We start from the raw sequence: 19,640 nt of genomic DNA, 5'->3' as shown, positions 1-19,640 counted from the left end.
GTATAGTGAAAAACTTCCTCAGTGATACCGGACAGTATCTGAATTCGTGACTAAAGCAGCGCTTACTTGTCCTGCAGTTCGTCGCCGGAGGGCCAAACTCACTCGCGTTAAGCGGCAGTTTAAGGTTAATATGGGCGCTTTATTTCCACCAGCTAAGCATGGAACTCTATTTTGACCCTAAACGACATTCTTTCCTTACCTGAACTTGAAGGCCGCCTGCTGGGCGAAGCGAAAACTCGTGGTTTTGTCACCGCAATGGCCTCCGCGCCAAACATTCTGCCACCGGAAGAGTGGTTGCCATTTTTGTGGGGCGGCGAAGAGGTCGCACCGTTCAAAGATGCTGAACTGATGGAAAGCTATTTTCAAACGATCATCGATATGTGGAATCTGTATCGCGCAGCCCTGCTGGAAGGCAGCTGGGCCTGGCCGGAAGGCTGCGAGTTAGACGAAGCCGAGATTGTCAATCAGGCTGCACGTGACTTATGTGAAGGCGTTCTGCAAGGCTGGCAGCTGACCCGTGACGACTGGGAAGTGCTGATGCCACAAGAAAGCCAGGACAACGCGCTGCTGGGCGGTGTACTGCTGTCACTGAGCATGCTGTTCGATCCGGAAACCTCGCTGGCGACGCTGTCTGAGCAAGGTCTGGAAGGTCTCGACCAATTTGAAGAGATTTACCACGCGATTCCGGTCATGCTGTGCGGTCTGACCCAGCGTGGTGTGGCGCTGGCAGAGCAGGTATAAGCCCCGGCTTATACCTGCTCTGCGTTTTTGCGTTTAAAACGGTGCATCATAGAAAAAGCCCGCTTTTATTTAAGCGGGCTTTTTAATGTTTGCGGTCTGGCTGTCAGATGCCGCGCGCTATTGTCAGCAACTGCGTTATACGGCTCAGGCGTTGCCTTTGACCTGCATATTGAGCTGCTCAGCAAAATCGAGCATGCGGTTAAGCGGGATCAGCGATTTCACCCGCAGCGCTTCATCAACAAAGATTTCGTGCTCTTCGCCGCCATCACGCAATGCTTTTTCAATCGCTTTCAGGCCGTTCATCGCCATCCAAGGGCAATGCGCGCAGCTGCGACAGGTCGCGCCGGCACCGGCGGTTGGCGCTTCAATCAGCTCTTTTTCCGGCACCATTTGTTGCATCTTGAAGAAGATGCCTTTATCGGTGGCAACGATCATTTTTTGCTGTGGCAGAGATTTGGCTGCCTTGATCAACTGGCTGGTTGAACCAACCGCGTCCGCAAGTTCAACCACACTGGATGGTGACTCAGGGTGAACCAGAATTGCCGCATCCGGATAGAGCGCTTTCATTTTTTTCAGCGCGTCAGCGGAGAACTCATCGTGCACCACACACTCACCCTGCCACAGCAGCATGTCAGCGCCGGTTTTATCCGCAATGTAAGAACCGAGGTGACGATCCGGGCCCCAGATAATTTTCTTATCTTCGCCATCAAGATGTTCGACGATTTCCAGAGCGATGCTTGAGGTAACAACCCAGTCCGCACGTGCTTTCACTGCGGCTGAGGTGTTGGCATAAACCACAACGGTATGGTCAGGGTGCGCATCACAGAACTCAGTAAACTTATCCGCCGGGCAACCCAGATCCAATGAACACTCTGCATCAAGCGTCGGCATCAGGATCCGTTTTTCCGGAGTCAGGATTTTTGCCGACTCACCCATGAAACGCACACCGGCAATAATCAGTGTGCTGGCCGGGTGGCGGTTACCAAACTTAGCCATTTCCAGAGAATCCCCGACGAAGCCGCCAGTCTCTTCCGCCAGGGCCTGAATTTCAGGATCGGTGTAATAGTGGGCAATCAGCACAGCGTCTTTTTCTTGCAGCAGCTGTTTGATGCTCGCGATATAGGTCTGTTTTTCTTGATCTGTTAACGGGATCGGTTTTGGTGGGAACGGGTAAACCGTATCAATCTTATCCTGTATATGACTCATTGCTCTGCTCTACGCAACTTCCTTTAATCCGCGCATTGTACACCGTAACCTCAGCGATAGGCAAAAGTGATTCCGACTTGGGTTGGCAATTCAGGCACTCAATGATTCACAATATTCAGATAACAAAAAGGCCGCACAAAGCGGCCCTTCACAGAGTCAACAAATCAGCATCACTTAAGATTTTCTTTGGCCAGGCTGGCCGAAGCGCTGTCGGGATATTCATCCACAACTTGCTGGTAGTATTTGTTTGCCTGCTCTGCATTATTATTACGCTTGGCGATATCGCCCAGCTTCACCATTGCATCAGCGCGTTTATTTGAGTCTTTGTATGCTAGCACAGCGCCAAAGCTCTTCGCGGCATCGGTGTCTTGCTTCTTGGCAAAGTAAAGTTGTCCCAACCAATAGTGCGTATTAGACGCAAATGAGGAGTCGGGATAGTCGCTCTGAAATTTTTGAAACGCGGCAATCGCTCCAGCGTAATCACGCTTTTTCAAAATCAAATCGACGGCATTCTGGTAAGCGGCCTGTTCATCCGCATCGCTGCTGAACGTACCTTCAACCAGTTCCTCTTTCGCGCTGTTATCAGCGGCAGGAGCCGGACGGGTTTTGACTTCACTACGAACTTTATCGAGCTCAACAAACAGTTCACGCTGGCGCTGCTGCATCTGCTGCATATCGTAGTTATTACGTTCGATTTGACCGCGTAAGTTGTTCATTTCCAGGGACATATCGTCCAATTGCTTTTGCATTTGCAACTGAACACGATTGCGGTTTTCCAGCAGGCGCTCTAACCGTTGCACATCGCTTTCGGACGAAGCCGAACGTGTGGAGGAAAGTTGGCTGCTGTTACTGAGGTCCGATACTGGAGCTGGTGCAGCGAACGAAGCGCTCGCTGCACTTGCCAGTAACGTAAGCGTGAATACGCGCTTTAAGTTACTGAACATGAGGTTCATCCTCGATTATTAGTACACTAGAACTGCACGGCGGTTTCTTAGAGTATACTTCTTCGCTTTGGCCAAGAAGTAGCGGCTTCTCTTCACCGTAGCTTACGATAGAGATTTGGTCAGCCTGAACACCCAGCGCCTGCAGGTATTTAGATACGGCTTGTGCACGACGCTCGCCCAGTGCGATGTTGTACTCTGGCGTACCACGTTCATCAGCGTGACCTTCGATAGTCACGTTCATGCCTGGGTTTTTGCTCAGGTATGCTGCGTGTGCAGCCAGCATGTCTTCGTAGTCGCTCGCGATAGTTGCGTTGTCGAATGCGAAGTAAATAGTTTGAGTTTCACGCAGAGCCTGTTCTTTCAGCTCTTGCTCAGAAAGTTGTGCATTCTCATCCATTGGCGAAACAACAGTGGTGTCCATGTTGTTTGCTGAACCTGATGTAGTTTGGTTGGTTTCAGAACCAGCGGCGCCTGTTGCTTCGTCGCTTGAACTACATGCAGTCACTGCTAGAACAGGTAGCGCAATCAGTAGCCCTTTAAGAACTTTGTTAAGTTGCATCTTATTTTCCTTACTATGTAATAGTTAGTTGCTATAAAAACGGAGACCAAGCAGGAGCTCTTACGCGCCCGTTTGTTGCCGGTAATCTAGCTTTAAATCGTCCATCTATTGAAACCATCGACAATACGTTTGTTTTGTTATAGATAGAACTGTAAACGACCATGCCACCATTCGGTGCAATGCTTGGCGATTCATCCAACAGCGTCTTGGTCAGAATTTGTACCGAGCCGGTCTCAAGATCTTGCTTCGCCAAATTGAAGCCGGAATTGCTGCGATTCACCATAACCAGGAATCGACCATCCGGTGTAATTTGACCACCCAAGTTTTGACTACCTTGCCAAGTCAGACGTTTTGTCGAACCATCAGCCAAATTTACTTGATAAATCTGTGGTTTACCACCCCGATCCGAAGTAAATATCAATGACTGACCATTCGGATTCCAAAATGGTTCGGTATTGTTAGAACGACCATGAGTGACCTGAGTCAGCTTACGGGTCGTCAGATCCAGAGTATACACTTGCAGGGTTCCGGTTTTCGACAACACCAATGCCATGGTTTTACCATCCGGTGAGAATTTTGGTGCACCATTGTGACGTGGGTATGAAGTCAGTTTCTCACGCTTACCGGTATAGATGTTCATCATAAAGATTTCGGCCTGGCCGTTCTGGAAGCTGACGTACGCCAGCGTCTTGCCGTCCGGGGACCAGGAAGGTGACATCAGCGGCTGTTTAGAACGCAGTACCAGGCGTTCGTTGTAGCCGTCGTAATCCGCCACACGCAGCTGGTACGGATAGTCATCTTTATCATTCACCACCACATAAGCGATACGGGTCAGGAAAGCACCACGTTCACCGGTCAGCTCTTCGTAAACCAGATCGGAAATACGGTGCGCGTATTCACGCATGCGCTGTGCCGGAACGGTCGCGACCTTGTTGAGCAGAACATGATCTTTAGATTCAACCAGGTTACCGTCTGCGCTTAAGGCGCGGCTCTGACCCTGAGTCAGCTGGCCACGTACCACATCCACCAGCTGGTAACGAATCACATAGTTACCTTCGGCATTTTGGCTGATGCTGCCGGTCAGCAGTGCATCCACACCCAGGCCACTCCAGGCATCAAATTTCACATCGCTCTCGGTGTATGGGGTTTGCGGCATTTTGCTGGTCGGAATCGGGCTGAACTTACCACTACGCTGTAAGTCAGAGGCGATCACACCAGAGACATCCTGCGGTAATTTATTGGCGCCTTCCCATTTGAACGGGACAATCGCGATTGGACGTGCTGAGTTGATACCATCGGTGATCACCAGCTCCAGTGCCGCATTGGCAAATTGCACGCTGCTCGTTACCACGAGCAGGCATCCTAATATTAGTCGCTTAAACACAAGCTTTTCCTTTTACTCTGGTACTACAGTTAAGTTAATGTTTTTCAGCTTTTCGATGATGTCAGCTTCATCTTTCTTCGGTAACGGGAAAGTCCCTACCTGCGCTACAGCACGTTTGGTTGCAGAGCACAACCGGCTGTCGCCATCCAGAATTTTGAGGTCGCCGACAATCGCGCCGGTCCCGGTCGGAATCAGACGCAAATTCACCTTACACTGCTTGCCCTTAAAGCTATCTTCCAGCAATAAGTTCTGCTGGATAAGTTGAGTGTAGATGGCTCCCCAACGCTGTGCTTCACTGGTCACGTATTGCGAACGGGCTGCAGAGTTACTTTGTGCTTCAGATTCCAGGCCGGAGAAAATATCGTTCAGCGCCGCTTCCTGCTCTTTACGCTCACGCTCCGCGCGCGCTGCACGCTCTTTCTCGAGGCGAGCTTTTTCCGCAGCTTCTTTCGCTGCCTTCTCTTTCGCTATTCGTTCCTGTTCTGCTTTGGCAGCAGCGGCTTCGCGTCGCGCTTTTTCTTGCGCTTCTTTTGCGGCTTTTTCACGCGCGATGCGCTCTTGTTCAGCTTTGGCTTCAGCGGCAGCTTTGGCTTCAGCCGCGGCTTTCGCTTTCGCTACACGTTCTGCTTCGGCCTTGGCCGCCGCCTGTTCTTTGGCTTTGCGCTCAGCTTCTGCTTTGGCAGCACGTTCCTGCTCAACCCGGGCTTTTTCGGCCGCCGCTTCGCGTTCCTGTTCTTTCTGCTGGCGCTGCTTTTCCGCTTCACGAGCCGCTTTCGCTTCGTTGGCTTGCTGCTCTTTCAGTTGGCGAATACGCTCTTCTTCCGCTTTGCGGCTTTTTTCCAGTTGTTCGCTTTCACGGCGCAGCTTGTCCAGGCGCTCCTGCTCCTGTTTCGCTGCCGCCTCACGCTGGCTACGGATCTGCTGCGCCTGCTGCTTGACCAGGTTAGGGTCAATCACGACGGCTTCAACCATGTTGCCACTCGGCTCAGGTTTGGACATGTTGAAATCTGTGCCCCACAGCAGCGCCGCGACTAATGCCGCATGTAATGCAACCGAAACAACCAGCGGTTTCTTGAAATCGTTGTTTTTCGATTTGTTCTCTTTCATGGGCGGTCTGTGGCCTATTCCTTGATATCCGTCAGCAAGCCCACTTTCGGGATACCTGCCTGACTCAATTCATCCAGCACCAGGACCACATCCGCATACGGCGTTGCCCGGTCACCACCGACCGCAACCGGTGAATTCGGATTGATAGAACGTTCTGCCTTGATGCGCACGATGACGTCCTGCAGCGACAAACCGCGTTGCACATCTTCATCGTTGACGCTCAGGCCAAGATTGCCGTCTTTATCAATTTCAACAATGATAAAACTGGCGTCACTGTCACCGGCAAGTTCCGACGTCGGCTTGGCGGTGGAAGTTTTCGGCAGTTCAACGTCAACGCCCTGGGTAATAAAAGGCGATGTGACCATAAAGATGATTAACAGTACCAACATCACATCGATGTATGGCACGACGTTAATCTCAGCCGTCATCTTCCGTTTTTTCGGTTGATAACCTGCCATCGCTTATTCCTTACCTGCCATCGCCTGACGGTGCAAAATGCTGTGAAACTCTTCCGAGAAACGTGGCGTAACCGTGTTCCAGTTTGCCGACTTTGTTGCTCAGGCGGTTGTAGGCCATTACCGCAGGAATTGCGGCAAACAGGCCCATTGCTGTCGCGATCAACGCCTCAGCAATACCCGGTGCAACCATAGCCAGCGTCGCCTGCTTCACTTCGCCCAGAGCGATGAACGCATGCATGATGCCCCATACGGTACCGAACAGGCCGATATACGGGCTGATCGAGCCAACCGTGGCGAGAAACGGTAAGCTGGTTTCCAGCTCATCCACTTCACGTGCAACCGCAACACGCATCGCGCGGCCGGTGCCTTCCATAACGTAGTCAGGGTAAGCCGCGTTGGTTTTACGCAGGCGGGCAAATTCGGTGAAACCTGAATAGAAGATCTCTTCGGTTCCGAACAGTTCATCACGACGCTTTTTCACGTCCTGGTACAGTACCGACAAATCACTGCCAGACCAGAACTTGTCTTCAAAGGCTTCCGCGCTGCGAGTAGCCTGAGCAAGTACCTTACTGCGTTTGATGATCATGGCCCATGAAACAATCGACATTCCCAAAAGGATAAGCATCACCACTTTCACCAGGAAACTGGCCTGCAAAAATAGGTCGAGGATTGAAATATCAGCAGTCACTATGGGTTAACTCCAAAATAATTGATTGAGGCATCGCCTTGGGTTTCATCTTCTCATTGTCGATACATGCTACCTTAACTATTGCTTTACACAATAGTTGCCCTTCAGGATTGACCAGCTCTTGACAGAAGGTCAGCGAGGCCTTTTTTAAGTCAGCAATTGAGGTTACGACTGTCAGTTGATCGTCAAGACGTGCACCTTGTTTAAAGTCGATCTCTGCATGTCGGACAACAAAACCTACCCTTTGTTCCAGCAAAACCTGCTGTGACACGCCGATGGCACGCAGCATTTCGGTTCGGGCACGTTCAAAAAATTTGAGGTAATTGGAATGGTACACCACGCCGCCGGCGTCGGTATCTTCATAATAAATGGTAATGGGCCAGTGGAATACTTGCATAATGGGCGTATACCGTGTCACTCAATGTTTGATCAATGGGTTACTATAACGCATCTGAGCGCGGTTAGTACAAGGGCCTGAACCAGATTTAGCGGCTCAGGACTAAAATTTCCCGGCCAATTGCTAAAAAAATAAGCGCTGACTCAGAGAGAAAGCGCTTATTCAGATAAATCATCAACAATAGGTCTGTATCAGCTGAGACGTAAGCCCAGCAGATACAGCAAAATCGGCAGTGAAATATAAGGGCTGAACACTAACTGCCAAATCCAGCTGCGCGGTTTAAAGCCTACGCCGAACACCATGCTGGAGCACACGGCCCATATCAGCAACGGGGCGACAAAAGCGTTAAAACCACCAATACTGCTGCTGTACGCCGCCGGATCCCACATCACCATTGCAACGTGGTAGAAACCGAGTACCAGGGACAAAACCTTGATTAACGTTTTGTCCACCGGGGCGTGCAGATTGGTCAGTTGTGTCGACCAGTTACTCACTGTCTTTGTCCATCATCTCTGAGTGCTCTAACCAAAGAGCGTTGATGATGCCGAATGCACAGGCGAGCAATACACCCAGAATCCACGCAAAATACCACATAAGTCAGGCTCCTTAGTACAGTGAGTTTTTGTTTTCTTCGATGAACTTGTCATCCAGACGACCGAACATCTTGTAGTAACACCAGGTGGTGTAACCCAGGATAATAGGCACCATCACGAACGCAACGCCTGTCATCAGATTCAGCGTCAGCTCACTTGAGGTTGCATCCCACATAGTCAGGCTGTGGCTTGGCTCCAGGCTTGAAGGCATCACGAACGGGAACATCGCCAGACCCGCAGTGAAGATCACGCCTGCGTTACCCAGGCTTGATGCCAGGAATGCCAGACCGCCCTTTTCAACACGAGAAGCAATCACCGCCAGCAGAGGCATAACCACGCCCAGCACAGGTGCAGCCCACAGCAGTGGATACTGCTCAAAGTTATGCATCCAGGCACCCGCTTCACGAATCACTTCTTTGCTCAGAGGATTCGACGGGCCGGCTGTGTCGATCACGCTGGTGATCACGTAGCCTTCAATACCCTGAACCCAGAAACCTGCCGCCACAAACAGGATCACAGTCAGCAGCCCCATAGCTTGCGCCACATTACGTGCACGAACATGAACCGCATCGGTAGTTTTCATCTGCAGCCAGGTCGCGCCCTGCATCAGGATCATCGCCAGGCTGACCAGACCACACAGCAGTGCGAACGGGTTAAGCAGACCGAAGAATGAACCATGGTACGACGGCATAGAGAACTCGTTCAGCTGGAACGGAACACCTTGCAGCAGGTTACCAAAGGCGACACCGAAAATGATTGGCGGTACAAAACCACTGATCGAAATACAGATATCCCATACCTGACGCCATTTCGGATCTTCCAGTTTAGAACGGTAGTCCAGACCAATCGGACGCAGCCATAGCGCCGCCAGAGTCACGATCATCGCCAGGTAGAAACCTGAGAATGAGGTCGCGTAAACCAGAGGCCAGGCCGCAAACAGCGCACCACCAGCGGTGATAAGCCATACCTGGTTACCGTCCCAGTGCGGTGCGATCGAGTTGATCATCACACGGCGTTCGTTATCGTTTTTACCAATCACAGGGAGCAGAGCGCCTACACCCATGTCAAAACCATCTGTAATGGCGAAGCCAACCAGTAACACACCGATCAGGACCCACCAGATAAATCGTAGGATTTCGTAATCAAACATAATCTTATCTCCCTGCCTTACGCTTCGACTTGACGGCTGACTTTGTCTTCGACACTGTTACCGGCCTGCTCGAAGTGGTAGCGACCTGTTTTCAGGCTGCTTGGACCTTTACGTGCAAATTTCACCATCAGGTACACTTCTGCAATCAGGAACACGGTGTAAAGTGCCACAATCGCAAACAGTGACGTCCAGATTTCGCCCGCACTCAATGCAGAGGCAGCGACATTCACTGGCAGAATTTCACCGACTGCCCATGGCTGGCGACCAAACTCAGCCACAAACCAACCGGTTTCTACCGCAATCCAAGGCAAAGGAATACTAAACAGCGCCGCTTTCAGTACCCAGGTATTGTGCGTGATCTTCTGACGACAGGTCTGAACGAAGGCAGCACCGAATACCAGCAGCATGATGAAACCACATGCCACCATGATGCGGAATGACCAGAACAGCGGCCATACTGTCGGGATAGAATCGTCAGCAGCAGCCTGAATCTGCTCTTCTGAAGCATCAGTGACCTTCTCGGTGTAGCGTTTCAGCAACAGGCCGTAACCCAGGTCATCTTTTACTTCATCAAACGCGGCAACGTTTTCTGGTGTTTTGTTACCGGCGCGCAGTTGTTCCAGCAACTCGTATGCGTACATACCGTTACGGATACGGTCGACGTGCTCTTCACGCAGATCGCTCAGGCCGGTCACCGGTGTATCGATGGAACGCGTAGCGATAATACCCATCAGGTAAGGAATTTTGATCGCATAATCGGTGTGCATGTTTTCCTGATTCGGGAAACCAAACAGAGTAAACGATGCTGGCGCCGGTTCGGTGTGCCATTCGGCTTCGATCGCAGCCAATTTCACCTTCTGAACTTCACCGACTTCGTAACCGGATTCATCACCCAGCACGATAACAGACAGCACTGAAGCCATACCGAATGAGGCGGCAATCGCAAATGAGCGACGGGCAAAAGCAACGTCACGGCCTTTCAACAGGTAGTATGCGCTGATGCCTAAGATGAACATAGCACCTGTTGTGTAGCCGGCTGCAACGGTGTGAACGAATTTAACCTGAGCAACCGGGTTAAACACCACTTCCGCAAAGCTGACCATTTCCATACGCATGGTTTCAAAGTTGAAGTTCGCACCAACCGGGTTTTGCATCCAGCCGTTGGCGATAAGGATCCATAGCGCAGAGAAGTTAGAGCCGAGTGCCACGAGCCAGGTTACGGCTAAGTGCTGGCGTTTAGACAGGCGATCCCAACCAAAGAAGAACAAACCAACAAATGTCGATTCAAGGAAGAATGCAACCAAAGCTTCGATCGCCAGAGGAGCACCGAAGATGTCGCCTACATAGTGAGAATAGTATGACCAGTTGGTACCAAACTGAAACTCCATGGTCAGGCCGGTGGCCACACCCAGAGCAAAGTTAATACCGAACAGCTTACCCCAGAACTTGGTCATGTCCTTATAGATTTGCTTATCGGTCATTACATACAAAGACTCCATGATGGCCAGCAGGAAACGCCATGCCAAGAGTCAGTGGAACGAACAAGAAGTGATACATCGCGGTCATTGCGAACTGCAATCGCGACAGATCAACTACGTCAATCATGGTAACTCCTTTGTGTCGGCTGAGAGACACTTTCGACATAATACAAACGTAAGTTCGCCTGATTAACCCGCACGATGATTGGTTAATACCTCATCATGTTTGTTGGTTAACCGGCGCAATTTGTTGCAATTATGTACCATTGTGGTTAGTTAATTGTTTAAGCATCAGCTAATATAGCTGCATGTGATACTACTGCCAAAAACCTCTTGTTTCAAAAGGTTTATAGGAAGAAACCGCCTTGATACAAATCAATTTTTGCCTTCCAAAACTGTACAGAAATCACACAAAATGATGCAGATCAATGAAAGGCAAAATATCTTGTTAGGAATAGGTAAAATACGCCCTTGGTTCCACGAATCTGAAAACAAAGGGTTAACAACTACCCCCAAATAACTAACCCCTACTGAATCAGGGAAAATACCAAAATGTGATCTAGATCCACAGATTGACGTTCTTAGTCTTTAGTAAACTTAATTGTAACCTTATTTTTCCAAGCCGAAATGCAGGTAAGCCCGGTCTGTCGCAATGCGTCCGCGCGGCGTACGCTGCAGATAACCCTGCTGGATCAGAAACGGCTCCAGTACATCTTCAATGGTATCTTTTTCTTCACCGATCGCCGCCGCCAGGTTATCCAGTCCGACTGGCCCGCCACTGAACTTCTCCATAATTGCCAGCAGGAGTTTACGGTCCATATAGTCAAAGCCTTGATGATCGACATCCAGCATGTTGAGCGCTTTGTCGGCGATATCGGCACTGATATGGCCATCACTTTTCACTTCCGCGTAATCTCGCACCCGGCGCAGCAGACGGTTAGCAATTCGCGGCGTACCACGTGCACGTCGTGCCACTTCAAGCGCGCCTTCAGCGTCCATGGACAAGCCCAGGCAATCGGCACTGCGTTGCACAATATGCTGCAGATCAGCCACCTTGTAGTACTCAAGGCGCTGGACAATACCAAAACGGTCACGCAGCGGAGAGGTTAGTGAAACCGGCTCGCGTAGTGGCACCAATCAAGGTAAACGGCGGCAAATCAATTTTAATCGAACGTGCCGCAGGTCCCTCACCGATCATAATATCCAGCTGATAGTCTTCCATCGCCGGATAAAGCACTTCTTCCACCATCGGACTCAGGCGATGAATCTCGTCGATGAACAGCACATCGTTCTCTTCCAGGTTGGTCAGCAGCGCAGCCAGATCACCGGCCTTTTCCAGCACCGGACCGGATGTGGTGCGAATATTCACTTCCATCTCGTTGGCGACAATGTTGGCCAGCGTGGTCTTCCCCAGGCCCGGCGGACCAAATATCAGCAAATGGTCGAGCGCTTCGCTACGACGCTGGGCAGCCTGGATAAAAATATCCATCTGATCACGCACGTGATCCTGACCTCGGTAGTCAGCCAGTTTCTTAGGACGAATCGCGCGGTCGATAACTTCTTCATCTTTAAATGAAGGGTTGCTCGGAGCAATTAGGCGATCGGCTTCAATCATTACAGAGTTCCTGTCGGCACACAGATGATGACATTGACCATCATCTCAGTAAAAGTTAACAGACGTCGAAACAGAAAGCGGCCCTCTCAGCCGCTTTCTGTTTCACTCAGTCTTCTGGCTACACCATAGATTTTAGTGCTTCTCTGATCAGCTGTTCGCTGCTCATCTCTGGTTTCGCTACCTGAGAGACCGCCTTCGAGGCTTGTGCCGGTTTGTAACCCAACGCCAGCAGCGCGCTCACCGCTTCTTCTTCGGCGCTCTGGTCTGCAATACCAGACACAGAATCTAACGGGGCAGCATCGGTTGCCGGGGTAAATAAGTCACCCGCACCCCACCCTTTAAGGCGATCTTTCATTTCGACCACCAAACGTTCGGCAGTCTTTTTACCTACTCCAGGCAGTTTGACCAAGGTTGAAATATCTTCCCGTTCAACACAGGCGACAAACTGACTGGCTGTCATGCCAGACAAGATCGCCAGCCCCATTTTCGGGCCGACGCCATTCGCTTTTATCACTTCACGAAACAGTGCTCGCTCATTGACAGTATTGAATCCATACAGAAGTTGTGCATCTTCCCGAACGACAAAATGGGTATAAATCACGACCTCGGTTCCAACATTGTCGAGTTCGTAAAAGCAGCTCATCGGCATTTGAACTTCATAACCAATGCCGCCGACATCAATCAATACTTGAGGAGGTTGTTTTTCTATCAGGGTGCCACGAAGACGTCCAATCACAGGGAAAATCCTTGGTTTTTTATCAGTACGAATGGCAAAGATGATAATCAATAACTGGATGGATAGCCAGTGAAAGATAGGCAGCCGGCGCAGGAAGCACCGGCTTTATAGAGGCAGGAAACGGGAGTTAACGGTATCGGCCGCGTCGGGCGCTGGTCGCATGTCCGGCCAGAGCCACCAGGGTTTTATTGGTGTTGGCATGACAAATTGCCACCCCAAGCGCATCCGCGGCATCGGCCTGCGGCTTAGCCGGCAACTTGAGCATCTGCTGCACCATGTGCTGGACCTGGGCCTTGTCGGCGCCACCGATTCCCACCACCGCCTGTTTAATCAGACGGGCCGCGTATTCAAACACCGGCAATTCGGCATTCACGGCCGCCACGATCGCACTGCCGCGCGCCTGGCCGAGTTTAAGCGCTGAATCGGCGTTTCTTAGCCATAAACACCTGTTCTATCGCAAACACATCCGGCTGAAACTGAGTGATGATCTCGCTTACGCCTGCGTAAATCTGCTTGAGACGCAGCGGCAGCTCTTTTTCCGACATACGGATACAACCGCTGCCGAGATAATGCAGATGCCGTCCCTGCTGACGAATCACACCGTAACCTGTGATACGTGAACCCGGGTCAATGCCCAGAATAATCGACATGTTGTCTTCCTGTTCTAAAGCGAGAGCGTTGCGGCAATCTCATCAGAGATATCACCGTTATGATAGACTTCCTGTACGTCATCGAGATCTTCCAGTGCATCAATAAGGCGCAGCAGTTTAGGAGCCGTCTCCTCATCGAGTTCCGCTTTGGTAGCAGGAACCAGGGTCACTTCGGCATTGTCGGCGGCAAAACCGGCTTCATCCAGGGCGTCTTTCACCGCGCCAAACTCTTCCGGTGTGGTGTACACATCAATCGCACCATCTGCGGCAGTGTCGATGTCTTCTGCACCGCTCTCCAGTGCCACTTCCATCACCTCATCTTCTTCCAGACCCGGCTGATAAGAGATGACGCCTTTCTTGTCGAACAGGTAATTGACGCTGCCATCGGTCCCCAGGTTTCCGCCCGCTTTAGAAAAAGCATGCCGAACACCGGATACGGTGCGGTTGCGGTTGTCGGTCAGACACTCGACCATCACCGCGGTGCCTCCCGGACCGTAACCTTCATAAATCACGGTTTCCATCCCTTCATCACCTTCACCGCCGGCGCCACGCGCGACCGCTCGGTTAATGGTGTCACGGGTCATGTTGTTGGAGAGCGCTTTGTCTATCGCTGCACGCAGGCGCGGGTTATTTTCCACTTCCGCGCCGCCCTCTTTGGCTGACACCACGATTTCGCGGATCAGCTTAGTAAAAATTTTACCGCGTTTGGCGTCTTGCGCCGCTTTGCGATGTCGGATGTTTGCCCACTTACTGTGACCTGCCATAGGATTTCCTTACTGCTTGGTTTCATGACTGGTGACGTTTGTGCGTGCTCGCAATCGTTGTCACAATGTTGCTGGTTGAGAATTGTACGGATAAAGCTGTACGGATAAACGCCATCGCGCTGCCCCGCACAAGTTTGAAGATTCTACCGGCTGCAACCAGAGAGCACGGTAAATCCGCTGATTCATGACTGAATCGTTGTGATAATCACTGTATCGTTTTATCGATAGCTGAATCGTTTTAATGATAGACAATCGGCTGACTGTAGTTCGCCCGGAGCTATTAGTCCGGTACTATTCGCTCGGTACTAATCGCCTGGAACTATTTCGCCCGGAACTAAAAGCAAAAGTGGGCGATAACGCCCACTTTGTACAGCTGTTACTTACGACGCCAGGTCGTCCCGTCCGGACCATCTTCGAGGACGATGCCGAGCTCGTTCAGTTTATCACGAGCCATATCTGCGTTCGCCCAATCTTTGGCGGCGCGCGAATCGTTGCGCAGCTTGATCAGTGCTTCAATTTCAGCCACTTCATCATCACTACCTGCATCACCCTGCAGGAAGGCTTCCGGATCCTGATACAGAATGCCGATAACATCAGCCAGTTCACGCATCAGTGCACCCAGTGCGCTGGCTTTATCCATATCTTCGGTTTTAAGGCGGTTCACTTCACGCGCCATATCAAACAGCACTGAGTACGCTTCCGGAGTATTGAAATCATCGTTCATGGCGCTGGTAAAGCGGCTGAGGTATTCCTCGCCACCGGCTGCCGCAACCGTCATGTCCAGACCACGCAGCGCTGTGTACAGGCGTTCCAGTGAAGCACGAGACTGATTCAGATTCTCTTCACTGTAGTTGAGCTGGCTGCGGTAGTGACCGGACATCAGGAAGTAACGTACCGTTTCAGCATCGTAATGTTTCAGAAACGTCACGGATGGTAAAGAAGTTACCCAGTGATTTAGACATCTTCTCACGGTCAACCATCACCATGCCGCTGTGCATCCAGGTGTTAACATACTGAGTGCCGTGCGCGCAGCAAGACTGGGCGATTTCGTTCTCGTGGTGCGGGAACTGCAGATCAGAACCGCCGCCGTGGATATCAAAGTGGTTACCCAGAATCGACGAGTTCATCGCTGAACATTCGATATGCCAACCCGGACGACCAGGGCCCCAAGGCGATTCCCAGGTTGGTTCGCCCGGTTTAGACATTTTCCACAGTACGAAATCCAGCGGGCTGCGCTTCGCGGTTTCGATATCAACACGAGCACCGGCTTGCAGCTGGTCCAGATCCTGTTTCGACAGCTTACCGTACTGATCAAACTTGTTAACTTCAAACATCACGTCGCCGTTGTCGGCAACATAGGCGAAACCCCGTTCGATCAGACGTTCAACCAGAGCAATGATCTCTTCAATGTAAGCCGTTGCGCGTGGTTCAACATCCGGACGTTTGATGTTCAGCGCATCAAAGTCTGCGTACATTTCCTGGATCAGGCGCTCGGTCAGCGAATCACAGGATTCCTGATTTTCCGCCGCACGCTTGATGATTTTGTCATCGATGTCGGTAATGTTACGTACGAAGGTCAGATCGTAACCCAGGTAACGCAGGTAACGGGACACGACGTCGAATGAGACGAAGGTACGGCCGTGCCCGATATGACAGAGATCGTATATTGTGACTCCACACACGTACATGCCAACTTTACCGGCAGTGATGGGTTTGAATTCCTCTTTCTGTCTCGTGAGTGTGTTATAAATCTTCAACATGATCGCTATCTAATTACCGTTAAAACCAAAATAGTGCCACAGTATAACAACTCTGTTATCGTCTGGTCATCCATTTGATGTTTTGAATGGACAAAAAGTTAGGCTAAAATCGCCTATTCACACAAAACAAGCAAAGGTAATGCACATGATCACCCTTCACACAAACTTTGGTGACATTAAAATTCAGCTGAACGAGGAAAAAGCGCCGGAAACCAGCGCAAACTTTCTGCAATACTGCCGTGACGGTTTCTACGACAACACTCTGTTCCACCGTGTTATCGATGGCTTTATGGTTCAGGGCGGCGGCATGACGTCTGGTCTGCGTGAAAAGCCAACTCGTGCACCGATTCGCAACGAAGCGAATAACGGCCTGAGCAACAAAGTCGGTACGCTGGCAATGGCGCGTACTATGGAACCGCACTCTGCAAGTTCTCAGTTCTTCATCAACGTAAACAACAACACTTTCCTGGATTTCCGCTCAGAAAGCCTGGATGGTTGGGGTTACTGTGTATTTGGTGAAGTTGTTGAAGGCATGGACGTGGTTAACCAAATCAAAGGTGTAAGCACCGGTTTCTTACGGCATGCACCAGGACGTACCACTGGATGAAGTGGTCATCACTGGCACCACCATCGAAGAATAATCGACGCAGGAGCGCCGCCAGCGGCGCTCCGAATTCAAACTCTATGCATACTTTATTTATTTCAGATCTCCACCTGACCCCCCATCGCCCGGACATCACCGGTTGTTTCATTCAGTTTATGCGTAACGAAGCAGTCAATGCCGATGCACTTTACGTGCTGGGTGACCTGTTTGATTTCTGGATTGGTGATGATGACCCGACCGACTTTGCCAACCAGATAAGACAGGAATTCAAGCGACTGACTCAACATGGCGTACCCTGTTATTTTATCCACGGTAATCGTGATTTTCTGGTCGGCCGTCGTTTCGCCAGACAAACAGGCGTGACCTTACTTGACGAAGAAGCAACCATTGATCTGTATGGCACCAAAGCCGTTATTTTGCATGGCGACACTTTGTGTACTCAGGATGTGCGCTATTTGGCATTTCGGGAAAAAGTCCATCAGCCCTGGCTGCAATGGGTGTTTAATCGCTTACCTTATTGGGTCAAAAAGCGTATTGTGGCGAAAATTCAGACCGACATTCGCAGTGATAAAAGTCAGAAGGCGATGGAGATTATGGATGTGACTCCGGATGAAGTTATCCGCGTGATGGAGCGCCATCAGGTTAACCTGATGATTCATGGTCATACTCACCGTCCTGCCATTCATCAGTTAAGTGATGACTCGCAAAAAACCAGAATCGTTTTAGGCGACTGGTACACACAAGGCTCAGTATTGGTCTATTCTGACAGTGGTTATTCACTGGAAAACCGTTTATTCACTCAGCAATCATCGCTCTGAACGCCAGCGCCTCAAAACTATTTCTGATGTTTGTCGCGACTGGCGCGATTTTAATGCAGTGGTAACACGTTAAGTTCAACCTGGATTAAGTTCACCTAGTTTCGACAACGTCAATTTTTGGGGTAAATGCTGCCTTGACCAATTCATATATCGCGCGTCAGCCTATTCTGGATAGCAACCGAAAAACCATTGGGTACGAACTGCTGTTTCGTGATGGGCCTAAGAATACGTTTCCGGAGATCGATCCGGATTTAGCCACCAGCCGACTGCTGTCGGATCACTTCCTCTCTACCCATTACAGTACCTTGGGTAAGCATCTCGGCTTTGTTAATTTCCCTTATCAAAGTCTGATCAACTTAGTGCCAACTCTGTTCCCGACCAATAGTCTGGTGGTCGAAGTGCTGGAAGATTGCCCTCCGACTCCTGAGCTTTTAGAAGCGGTGCGGAAGATGGCACGCATGGGCTACAAAATCGCCTTGGATGATTTTGTCCCAAGTGTTGAATGGAAGCCCTTTCTGCCCTACGTTTCCATTATTAAATTCGATATTCGAATCATACCGATCGAAAAGGCCAGACAGTTCATCTATAAACTGCGTGAGTCCAAAATTGTCTTTCTGGCAGAAAAAGTTGAAACATATCAGGAATTTGAGCAAGCAAAAGCGGCAGGATTCAGCTATTTTCAAGGTTACTTTTTCAGTAAACCTGAGGTGGTACAACGCAAAGCATTAGAACCAGCGTTCTGGACCATGGTGCAGTTGTGTAAAGAAGTCGCCAGCGAAGAGATTGACTACAAAAAGCTTGAGTCGTTGATCGTTCAGGACGTCACCCTGTCTTACAAGCTGCTTGCCCTGGTGAACTCCTCCTCCGTGGTCAGCTCAAAAATACAGTCGTTCAAACAGGCACTGGTGTATCTGGGCGAAGAGCGACTACGCAAGTTTGTCTCACTGGTGGCTATCGCATCCACTCAATCAGAAAAACCGGATTACCTGTACGGCTTGTCGATTCAGCGCGCTCGTTATTGCGAGCAGCTCTACGCCAGACTTAAAAAGGATGGCGAAACCGGTAACGCTTTTCTGACCGGGATGTTCTCCCTGCTCGACAGCCTGCTGGATCAAACCCTGGAGTCAATCGTCAGCGAGATCCCGCTCGAAGATCAAGTCAAAGAAGCGCTATTGGAAGAGAAAGGCGTATTAGGCACTATACTGGCACTGACCAAAGCGTATGAACAGGCACAATGGCAGAAGGTGTCGCAACTTGCCAGCCAACTTGGCATCGCCGATGCAGAACTGAGTGCCTGTTACGACGATGCCGTAAACTGGACTGCCGACCTGCTCAATATCAGTCCAGAATAACCCCTACGATTGATAACCACTCACACCAATTCTCGACATGCGCACACGTAGCTCATACACTGTGCGTCATTATTTTGTTACGTCAGAGAGTAGAACATGACTCAATGTTACTGCGGCAGTCAAAGCAGTTACGCTGATTGTTGCCAGCCGATCCATCAGGACCACAGCCAGGCAAACACACCGGAACAGCTGATGCGCTCCCGTTACAGCGCCCATGTCCTCGGCCTGGTCGATTTTGTGGTCGCCACTTACTACCCAAGTTGTGAAGCCGAGTCAGAACGAGAGGCCATCGCCCAGTCAATTGACAGTGACTGGCAGAAACTGGAAGTGATCCGTTCGGATCCGGGTAGCCATACGGATGAGGGGTTTGTTCACTTCAAAGCCTATTTTAGCGATGACAGCCAAAGCTATTGTTTAGAGGAGCGTTCACGCTTTATCCGTGAAAACGGCCTGTGGTTTTATATCGACGGCGAATTTCCGCAAAATAAGCCAAGCGTAAAAGCAGGACGTAATGATCCTTGCCCGTGTGGCAGCGCTAAGAAATTCAAAAAGTGCTGTGGCTAACCTCATACAGTCAGGAAAGACTGCAGCCAGAACAACAAAGGGCCGGATAATCCGGCCCTTTGCTTATCAATC

Annotated in this window: 15 protein-coding genes and 7 pseudogenes; 5 read left to right on the top strand and 17 right to left on the bottom strand. The window is 50.5% G+C overall.

The window, feature by feature from the left end; translation table 11 throughout:
* The first annotated feature begins 171 nt into the window (after window positions 1-171).
* Window positions 172-741, top strand: a complete 570-nt coding sequence (locus ABDK09_12975) for a UPF0149 family protein (protein ID XAW90331.1) — start codon at window positions 172-174, stop codon at window positions 739-741.
* Window positions 742-885: 144 nt separating this feature from the next.
* On the opposite strand, the gene nadA is transcribed toward ABDK09_12975, so the two are convergent.
* The 17 genes and pseudogenes from nadA to cysS form a co-directional block, all read right to left on the bottom strand.
* Window positions 886-1,947, bottom strand: coding sequence for a quinolinate synthase NadA (gene nadA / locus ABDK09_12970; protein XAW90330.1), 1,062 nt, complete (start codon window positions 1,945-1,947; stop codon window positions 886-888).
* A 170-nt stretch (window positions 1,948-2,117) separates the two neighbouring features.
* Window positions 2,118-2,891 carry a tol-pal system protein YbgF gene (gene ybgF, locus ABDK09_12965; protein ID XAW90329.1) on the bottom strand — a complete coding sequence of 258 codons (774 nt, stop codon included), beginning with the start codon at window positions 2,889-2,891 and terminating at the stop codon, window positions 2,118-2,120.
* 18 nt (window positions 2,892-2,909) lie between these two features.
* Window positions 2,910-3,450: pseudogene (pal, locus tag ABDK09_12960) on the bottom strand (peptidoglycan-associated lipoprotein Pal).
* A 31-nt stretch (window positions 3,451-3,481) separates the two neighbouring features.
* On the bottom strand, window positions 3,482-4,834 hold the full coding sequence (tolB, locus tag ABDK09_12955; protein XAW90328.1) for a Tol-Pal system beta propeller repeat protein TolB: 1,353 nt from the start codon (window positions 4,832-4,834) through the stop codon (window positions 3,482-3,484).
* A 12-nt stretch (window positions 4,835-4,846) separates the two neighbouring features.
* Complete coding sequence (gene tolA, locus ABDK09_12950) at window positions 4,847-5,941, bottom strand: cell envelope integrity protein TolA (GenBank protein ID XAW90327.1); 1,095 nt, start codon at window positions 5,939-5,941, stop codon at window positions 4,847-4,849.
* 14 nt (window positions 5,942-5,955) lie between these two features.
* The gene (gene tolR, locus ABDK09_12945) at window positions 5,956-6,399 is read right to left on the bottom strand and encodes a protein TolR (protein XAW90326.1); all 444 of its coding nucleotides are present in this window, start codon (window positions 6,397-6,399) and stop codon (window positions 5,956-5,958) included.
* Between the two features lie 3 nt (window positions 6,400-6,402).
* Window positions 6,403-7,087 (bottom strand): annotated as a pseudogene (gene tolQ, locus ABDK09_12940) (protein TolQ).
* Window positions 7,077-7,484 carry a tol-pal system-associated acyl-CoA thioesterase gene (ybgC, locus tag ABDK09_12935; protein ID XAW90325.1) on the bottom strand — a complete coding sequence of 136 codons (408 nt, stop codon included), beginning with the start codon at window positions 7,482-7,484 and terminating at the stop codon, window positions 7,077-7,079. The pseudogene tolQ and the gene ybgC overlap by 11 nt, the downstream one beginning before the upstream one ends.
* Window positions 7,485-7,675: 191 nt before the next feature.
* The gene (ybgE, locus tag ABDK09_12930; GenBank protein ID XAW90324.1) at window positions 7,676-7,978 is read right to left on the bottom strand and encodes a cyd operon protein YbgE; all 303 of its coding nucleotides are present in this window, start codon (window positions 7,976-7,978) and stop codon (window positions 7,676-7,678) included.
* Complete coding sequence (cydX, locus tag ABDK09_12925; GenBank protein ID XAW90323.1) at window positions 7,971-8,078, bottom strand: cytochrome bd-I oxidase subunit CydX; 108 nt, start codon at window positions 8,076-8,078, stop codon at window positions 7,971-7,973. The genes ybgE and cydX overlap by 8 nt, the downstream gene beginning before the upstream one ends.
* Before the next feature lie 12 nt (window positions 8,079-8,090).
* Window positions 8,091-9,227, bottom strand: a complete 1,137-nt coding sequence (cydB, locus tag ABDK09_12920; GenBank protein XAW90322.1) for a cytochrome d ubiquinol oxidase subunit II — start codon at window positions 9,225-9,227, stop codon at window positions 8,091-8,093.
* 17 nt (window positions 9,228-9,244) lie between these two features.
* A pseudogene (gene cydA, locus ABDK09_12915) lies at window positions 9,245-10,832 on the bottom strand (cytochrome ubiquinol oxidase subunit I).
* Window positions 10,833-11,314: 482 nt separating this feature from the next.
* Window positions 11,315-12,320: pseudogene (gene ruvB / locus ABDK09_12910) on the bottom strand (Holliday junction branch migration DNA helicase RuvB).
* Between the two features lie 118 nt (window positions 12,321-12,438).
* Window positions 12,439-13,056 carry a Holliday junction branch migration protein RuvA gene (gene ruvA, locus ABDK09_12905; protein ID XAW90321.1) on the bottom strand — a complete coding sequence of 206 codons (618 nt, stop codon included), beginning with the start codon at window positions 13,054-13,056 and terminating at the stop codon, window positions 12,439-12,441.
* A gap of 127 nt (window positions 13,057-13,183) precedes the next feature.
* Window positions 13,184-13,706: pseudogene (gene ruvC / locus ABDK09_12900) on the bottom strand (crossover junction endodeoxyribonuclease RuvC).
* A 14-nt stretch (window positions 13,707-13,720) separates the two neighbouring features.
* On the bottom strand, window positions 13,721-14,470 hold the full coding sequence (locus tag ABDK09_12895; GenBank protein XAW90320.1) for a YebC/PmpR family DNA-binding transcriptional regulator: 750 nt from the start codon (window positions 14,468-14,470) through the stop codon (window positions 13,721-13,723).
* Window positions 14,471-14,846: 376 nt separating this feature from the next.
* Window positions 14,847-16,230, bottom strand: a pseudogene (cysS, locus tag ABDK09_12890) (cysteine--tRNA ligase).
* Window positions 16,231-16,375: 145 nt separating this feature from the next.
* On the opposite strand from cysS, the pseudogene ABDK09_12885 reads away from it, so the two are divergent.
* From ABDK09_12885 to ABDK09_12870, 4 genes and pseudogenes are all read left to right on the top strand, one after another.
* Window positions 16,376-16,871: pseudogene (locus tag ABDK09_12885) on the top strand (peptidylprolyl isomerase).
* A 43-nt stretch (window positions 16,872-16,914) separates the two neighbouring features.
* Entirely contained in the window at window positions 16,915-17,652 is a 738-nt protein-coding gene (lpxH, locus tag ABDK09_12880; protein ID XAW90319.1) for a UDP-2,3-diacylglucosamine diphosphatase, read from the top strand.
* Window positions 17,653-17,786: 134 nt separating this feature from the next.
* Complete coding sequence (locus tag ABDK09_12875; protein XAW90318.1) at window positions 17,787-19,004, top strand: EAL and HDOD domain-containing protein; 1,218 nt, start codon at window positions 17,787-17,789, stop codon at window positions 19,002-19,004.
* Window positions 19,005-19,100: 96 nt separating this feature from the next.
* Window positions 19,101-19,568: a YchJ family protein gene (locus tag ABDK09_12870; protein XAW90317.1), complete on the top strand. Its 468-nt coding sequence runs from the start codon at window positions 19,101-19,103 to the stop codon at window positions 19,566-19,568.
* Window positions 19,569-19,640: the final 72 nt, after the last annotated feature.

Origin of the sequence: Vibrio sp. CDRSL-10 TSBA (assembly GCA_039696685.1) — a bacterium.
Lineage (GTDB): Bacteria > Pseudomonadota > Gammaproteobacteria > Enterobacterales > Vibrionaceae > Vibrio.
The sequence above is the reverse complement of the archived record's forward strand: the minus strand, read 5'-3'. Positions and strand labels throughout refer to the sequence as shown.

Bases quoted from the DNA above. Each gene is read 5' to 3' on its own strand.
- ABDK09_12895 (XAW90320.1), bottom strand. From the start codon at position 14,470: ATGGCAGGTCACAGTAAGTGGGCAAACATCCGACATCGCAAAGCGGCG.
- cydB (XAW90322.1), bottom strand. From the start codon at position 9,227: ATGTTTGATTACGAAATCCTACGATTTATCTGGTGGGTCCTGATCGGT.
- ABDK09_12870 (XAW90317.1), top strand. From the start codon at position 19,101: ATGACTCAATGTTACTGCGGCAGTCAAAGCAGTTACGCTGATTGTTGC.
- tolA (XAW90327.1), bottom strand. From the start codon at position 5,941: ATGAAAGAGAACAAATCGAAAAACAACGATTTCAAGAAACCGCTGGTT.
- cydX (XAW90323.1), bottom strand. From the start codon at position 8,078: ATGTGGTATTTTGCGTGGATTCTGGGTGTATTGCTCGCCTGTGCATTC.
- ybgF (XAW90329.1), bottom strand. From the start codon at position 2,891: ATGTTCAGTAACTTAAAGCGCGTATTCACGCTTACGTTACTGGCAAGT.
- tolR (XAW90326.1), bottom strand. From the start codon at position 6,399: ATGGCAGGTTATCAACCGAAAAAACGGAAGATGACGGCTGAGATTAAC.
- lpxH (XAW90319.1), top strand. From the start codon at position 16,915: ATGCATACTTTATTTATTTCAGATCTCCACCTGACCCCCCATCGCCCG.
- nadA (XAW90330.1), bottom strand. From the start codon at position 1,947: ATGAGTCATATACAGGATAAGATTGATACGGTTTACCCGTTCCCACCA.
- ybgC (XAW90325.1), bottom strand. From the start codon at position 7,484: ATGCAAGTATTCCACTGGCCCATTACCATTTATTATGAAGATACCGAC.